Origin of the sequence: Catenovulum sp. 2E275 (assembly GCF_025515275.1) — a bacterium.
Classification (GTDB): Bacteria; Pseudomonadota; Gammaproteobacteria; order Enterobacterales; family Alteromonadaceae; genus Catenovulum.
Window position 1 is genome coordinate 91,452 of the sequence record NZ_JAOPFU010000011.1, and the last position, 6,000, is coordinate 97,451.

Consider the following 6,000-nt stretch of genomic DNA (forward strand, 5'->3'; position numbering starts at 1 on the left):
GGCAAGCCTAGTTGCTTGCCTTTTCACTATGATTAAACGTATATCTCGTCCATTTACACTATTGTTAATCAGCATGGCTTTTACACCAGCTTTAAATGCTGAAGAGATTGGCTGTATTCAAGCCAATGAACGAACCGCACAGTGTCCCCACTATATAATCCGCTCTATTCAAACAGAAAACCCAAAATATAAACATAAAGCAATTTGCATTTGTTTAACTGATTTTGATTTACAAACAACAGACCAAGAAAAATTAAATAAAAGACTCGAGCAAGCCCAGCAGAAGTTTGAGTTAAACAGAGAAGATTTAATGGAATTAATAACTGGCCGCAGTTAACAAAATTAAGTGCAGCAATCAGTTATTTGATACTGACACCGGCTTTTAAAGCGCCCCAAATTTTCTTCATTATGGCTGGTTAACATACAAGGAATTAAAAAGAGCTCACCCTGCTCTACCCAATACAAAGCATTTTGTTGATATTTGGTAGCTAATGTCAGCGCTTGTTGTTTATTAATCGACACAGCCCAACTTTTTTCAGAATAATCTAACTGCGGCGAACATCCCCATAACCGGCGATAAGGCGTTCTAAAGTTAGTTATATCAGCCTGTAGAGCTTTATCCTGTAAACGGTTAAACCCCAAAGTACATGCCTGCCCTTTTGGGTTGTACGCTGTAATAATGGCAAAATCAATTTGCTCACCTAAAGGCTGCTCTAATAAAAAAACAGTTTCACTATAAAGTTGCCAAAGTGATTTCATTAGTCAAAGTCCTTGTATCAATGAAGTTAATAGAGACTTTAATCAATTAACGTTGCAAAGCAATAAAATAATTTTTAATTTTTTATGCCAACGTCCAAACTTGTGAATCAGTTAATATCGCATACACTTAAATCAAACAAGTTAGAATGTATCATTATGCTCTCGCAAAATACCCAAATTAATTCCTTTAAATTTATTTTTATTATGGCTGTTGTCTTTATTACAACAAGCACATTATTTATTGTGTTTGTTATACATGGCTTTATAGACTACAAACAAAAAAAAGTGGAATTAATTAAACTTGCAAATACGTACTCAGATATTGTTATCCAACAGCTTTTATACACCGATAAACTCAACCACCAAGCAGAGATAATAGCTAGTTTAAAATCAGTAGAGGTAATAGAAAACTCACTTATTTTTTCGATTGATCAACAAAGTAACCAAAAGCAATTTATTTTAAGCTATAACAAAGTGAATGCATTACCTATTTCATTAAATAATAATGTAATTAAAAATTATACTTCCCCTAATTTTAACTCTGATGGCCTGATTTTTTGTAAAGAGTCAAAAGCTTACTTCATTTGCCTTAGGCTCAATCTGAACTCGCTAGAAGTTGCTATTTTAAATAGTTTTTATATTAAATTAATGACTTTATTGGGTTCAATTATTTTTGCTCTATTCTTAGCTTTCTATTTACAAAAGAAATTGACAACTCCAATACAGCAATTAGCAAATATTTTTAAATATATAGCAAAAGAAAAAGACTATAGTATAAGAGCCCCAAATCAAAATATTGATGAACTAAATAGCCTAAGCAACTCATTTAATACAATGCTTGATAGAATAGAGCATCACCTTAAGCAACAAAAAAATGCTGAGGCTGAAATTTTAAAACTCAATCAAAATCTTGAAGAAAAAATTTATCAACGTACGGAGGCACTAAAAGATTCAAATAAAGAGTTAATGGATGCAGTATCAAGATTACATGAATATCAAAACCAATTAGTAGAAAACCAAAAAATGGCCTCTTTAGGAGATATGGTTGCAGGTATTGCCCATGAGGTGAATACACCTATTGGCTTAGGAATAACAGCATCAACTTTAATGATAGATAAATTGACGAATATAATAGAAGTTTTAGAACAAAAAAAATTGACACAAACTCATCTAGTACAATTTCTAAATGAAAGTAAAGAAAACTTAGATATTATTTACCGCAATTTACATCGTAGTGCAGAACTTATTTCCAGCTTTAAACAGTTAGCAGTGAATCAAGTTCAAGAATCAAATCAAAAGCTAAAATTAGCTTTATTTTTAAATGATGTATTCTTAGCATTAAAACCAACCGTCAAACAACATACTCTAAAAATTGAATGCGAAAACACATTAGAAGCTGTAATTAAACCGGGTATATTTCAACAAATAATAACTAACTTAGTGATGAACTCAGTTATCCATGGTTTTGAGAATGTAGATAAAGGGATTATTAATATCCAAATCTACATTCAGGAACAGGAGCTTATTATAAATTATAAAGATAATGGAAAGGGAATTAGCGAAGCTCTTAAAAAGAAAATTTTTGATCCATTTGTGACCACTAAACGAGGAAAAGGAGGTAGTGGCTTAGGGATGAACCTAGTTTATAATTTGGTAACTCAAGGATTAAAAGGGACAATTAAAGTCGAAAGTGAATTAGGTCATGGAATCCGTTTTATTATAAAAATCCCCCAGTAAAAAGGTTATAAAAATCCTTTGCCTAACGAAATAGCTCAGATTTTTTCAGCTTTACCCAAAAATGTTAAAAAAGTCACTAAATATTTGAAGAAATCAAGCATAATGGATTGAGAGATTAGCAGCTAGTCACTATAATCAACTGAAATAAAAAAATTTTTATTCAACATAAGACGAAAAACCATGCAAACACATAATATCCTAATCGTAGAAGACGAAGCGGTCACCCGCAATACCCTGATCAGCTTATTTGAAGCTGAAGGTTACAATGTATTCGCAGCCGAAGATGGCGAAGAAATGCATACTTATTTAAAAAATAATGACATTAACCTTGTTGTTATGGACATTAACTTACCGGGTAAAAACGGTTTAATGTTAGCACGTGAATTACGTGAAATTAAAAATATGGGTTTAATCTTTTTAACTGGTCGTGATAACGACGTTGACCGTATTTTAGGCTTAGAGATTGGCGCTGACGACTACTTAGTTAAGCCATTTAATCCTCGCGAATTAACTATTCGTGCTCGTAACTTAATGAACCGTACAAAAGCGGCACCAAATGAGCCGGTTGAAGCTGTAAGTGAATATAAATTTAATGGCTGGACTTTAGATTGCGATAGCCGTTCTTTAATTTCTCCAAACAACGAAAGCATGCGCTTACCAAAAAGTGAATATCGTGCATTACAGTTATTGCTAGATAACCCAGGTAAAATTTTAACACGTGAACAATTAATTAAAGAAATGACTGGCCGTGAATTAAAGCCAAACGACAGAACAGTTGATGTAACTATCCGTCGTTTACGTAAACATTTTGAGTCTATTCCAGATACACCTGAAATCATCTCTACAATTCATGGTGAAGGTTATCGTTTTTGTGGTGAAGTTGAAGAGTAAACATAAAGCTTCAACTTAACACAATATGATTAGGGTATAAAAAAGCAGCCCTTTGGCTGCTTTTTTATCCACCTCTAATTATAAACTTACAAAGAATTAATCCAGTCTTTTAATACCACTACATCATGCTCGCAGGCATGTCTTAGCTGTTCAACTCTATCATCTAAGTTTTCCCACCAAGCCGGTGTATCGGTTAGCTGTATTTGATTAGCCACATTCTGCATGCGTTTTAAGCCCATAGATGCTGCTGCACCTTTTATTTTGTGAGCTTGCTTACCAATCTCTTCCTGATCTTTAGCGCACAATACAGTATTTAAAATTTCCATATATTCTGTAATTAGCTTTTCAAATAACTCAACATTTTGCTCAATTAAATCGTAACCAATGGTATCTAACAGTTGCTCTAAAAACTCTGTATCCAAAATATTCTTATCAATATTTTTAACTGGTTCATTGCCTTCTATCGCTTGAGCCTCTTCATGCTCAGCTAATAAGTTTTGATCAAATAAGCGATTAAATACTTTATGCACATTATCAATTTTAATTGGCTTAGCAATAACATCGGTTAAGCCTTTATTTAAATATTCATCACGGGTTTTAATCACATTCGCAGTTAGTGCAACAATAGGTGGTAATTGAACATCCAATGATTGCCAATGCTTTAATACATCAAACCCTGTCATGTCTGGTAACTGAATATCTAACAAGACAATATCAAATTTAGCGGCATCAAATTTATCAATAGCTTGCTGACCGGTTTTAGCAACCACAGTTTTATGGCCTAGTTTAGATAAAATAGAGTTAGCAACTACTACGTTTAGCTCAACATCTTCAACTAATAGAATATTAAGCCCACTAACACTTGAACTATCTGCACTTTCAGGTGCTTCTGCCAAGTCCAGTTTAAGCGATACCGAGAAGGTACTACCTTGATTCACTTCACTATAAACCTCAATTTGACCGCCCATTTCATCAACCAAAATTTTAGAAATGGCTAAGCCAATACCAGTACCGGTTCCTGCCCTAACTTCTTCTCGATCAACCTGATAATACATTGCGAAAATATTATCTAGTTCTGTTTCTGGAATACCGATACCACTATCTATAATTTCAAAGTCTATCCAAGCAAAAGTATTACGGATGTGACAATCAACATTAAACTCAACGTCACCTTTTAATGTGAACTTAACTGCGTTAGATAATAAGTTCCAAAGTACCTGGCGTAAACGGGTTGGATCGGCCATCACCCAGCGATCTTCCGGCACATTTGACCTAAATTTAAATTGCAGTTGTTTTTGTTCAGCCATTAAGCTGGCAACACTGGTCAACTCATGCACAAAACCAGATAACTCGATTGGTTCAAGATTAATAGCCAGTTTATTGCGTTCAATTTTGTCTAAATCAATAATATCATTAAAAATGTTACCTAGAGTGACTGCGCACGCAAAGATCGTACTAACTTGGTTATGCTGCTCTTTCGTCAGTTTAGAGTCTTTTAGTATTCGGCTAATACCAACAATCCCATTAAGCGGAGTTCGTAGCTCGTGGCTAATCGTTGAGATAAACGCGGTTTTATCTCGGCTGGCTTTCTCTAATGCTTCCTGAGCCTGCTGTTTTTCCATTATATCTCGGCCAAAACCAAGCAAACCAATACGTTTGCCTTCGTTATTAAAGAAAGGTACTTTTTTAATTAAGAAAAGCTTTTTACTGCCATTTGGATAGGTTAACCACATATCGTAAGTTAAGCTTGCATTACTGGCTAAAACTTCTCTATCTGAAGCAACTACTTTCTCAGCAATATCCTCAGAGTAAACATCCCATGGTGTTAGCCCGATCATTTCTTTTTCTGTTTTACCAGTTAACTCTTCAAATGAACGGTTGCAACCAGAGAAACGCCCATTTTCATCACGGTAATAAATAATATCAGGGGAACAATCAAAAGCGGAGCGTAATAAAATGGATTGTTCGTATAAGTTTTGCTGAGTTTTTTGACGTTCTTCTATTTGCTGTTTTAATAAACGAATGGCTTCTTCACGCTGTAACTCAGCTCTTTTTCTTTCTTCTATTTCATAATTTAGCTGCTGAATATTGTGGCGAAGATTAGAAGCCGAGGCTTTATCTTGCTTACGAAGTGCCTCAAGTTGCTCTATCACTTGGGTCAAATGTTCACGTGAGCGCTCTAAGCGCCTAACTAACTCTGAGATAAAATATAATACCCATGGCATGGTTAATAAAGTTAATAAAACAGGATCAAGATAGTCTCTTAATACAACTTCACCATATAAAAAATAGTTTAATAAAGTAACTTCTAAAGCGGTGAAACCAAATGCTAAGGCAAAAAAGAATAAGCTAACGCGTAATGTACCAAAACGGTTAACAATTCGAGCAACTCGTTCAGGCCAAGATAATTTTCCGGTTTTTTTTAACATACAACAGCCTATTAACAAAAAAGAGTAGCAGCATTGTAAAACAAAAAAGGCGCCAAAAGGCGCCTTTTTAACACAATAATTAAAAATTAATTATGCAAAGATTTTAGCAACAACGCCAGCACCTACTGTACGGCCACCTTCGCGGATTGCGAAACGTAAACCTTCGTCCATCGCGATTGGTGAG

6 protein-coding genes are annotated in these 6,000 nt (G+C 34.4%); 3 read left to right on the top strand and 3 right to left on the bottom strand.

What is annotated here, in order from left to right; all coding sequences use genetic code 11:
• Positions 1 to 28 precede the first annotated feature (28 nt).
• Positions 29 to 337 carry a hypothetical protein gene (locus tag N7931_RS08040; RefSeq protein WP_262793254.1) on the top strand — a complete coding sequence of 103 codons (309 nt, stop codon included), beginning with the start codon at positions 29 to 31 and terminating at the stop codon, positions 335 to 337.
• Positions 338 to 342: 5 nt separating this feature from the next.
• On the opposite strand, the gene N7931_RS08045 is transcribed toward N7931_RS08040, so the two are convergent.
• Positions 343 to 759 carry a DUF3293 domain-containing protein gene (locus tag N7931_RS08045; protein WP_262793255.1) on the bottom strand — a complete coding sequence of 139 codons (417 nt, stop codon included), beginning with the start codon at positions 757 to 759 and terminating at the stop codon, positions 343 to 345.
• A gap of 156 nt (positions 760 to 915) precedes the next feature.
• On the opposite strand from N7931_RS08045, the gene N7931_RS08050 reads away from it, so the two are divergent.
• The gene (locus tag N7931_RS08050) at positions 916 to 2,496 is read left to right on the top strand and encodes a sensor histidine kinase (protein WP_262793256.1); all 1,581 of its coding nucleotides are present in this window, start codon (positions 916 to 918) and stop codon (positions 2,494 to 2,496) included.
• Positions 2,497 to 2,676: 180 nt separating this feature from the next.
• Positions 2,677 to 3,387 carry a two-component system response regulator ArcA gene (gene arcA / locus N7931_RS08055; protein WP_262793257.1) on the top strand — a complete coding sequence of 237 codons (711 nt, stop codon included), beginning with the start codon at positions 2,677 to 2,679 and terminating at the stop codon, positions 3,385 to 3,387.
• An 86-nt stretch (positions 3,388 to 3,473) separates the two neighbouring features.
• Here arcA and arcB read toward each other — a convergent pair whose 3' ends face one another.
• A complete protein-coding gene (gene arcB, locus N7931_RS08060; protein ID WP_262793258.1) occupies positions 3,474 to 5,816 on the bottom strand; it encodes an aerobic respiration two-component sensor histidine kinase ArcB in 2,343 nt (780 codons plus the stop codon).
• A gap of 90 nt (positions 5,817 to 5,906) precedes the next feature.
• Positions 5,907 to 6,000: hypothetical protein (locus N7931_RS08065; protein ID WP_262793262.1), on the bottom strand; the 94-nt coding region annotated here is incomplete at its 5' end.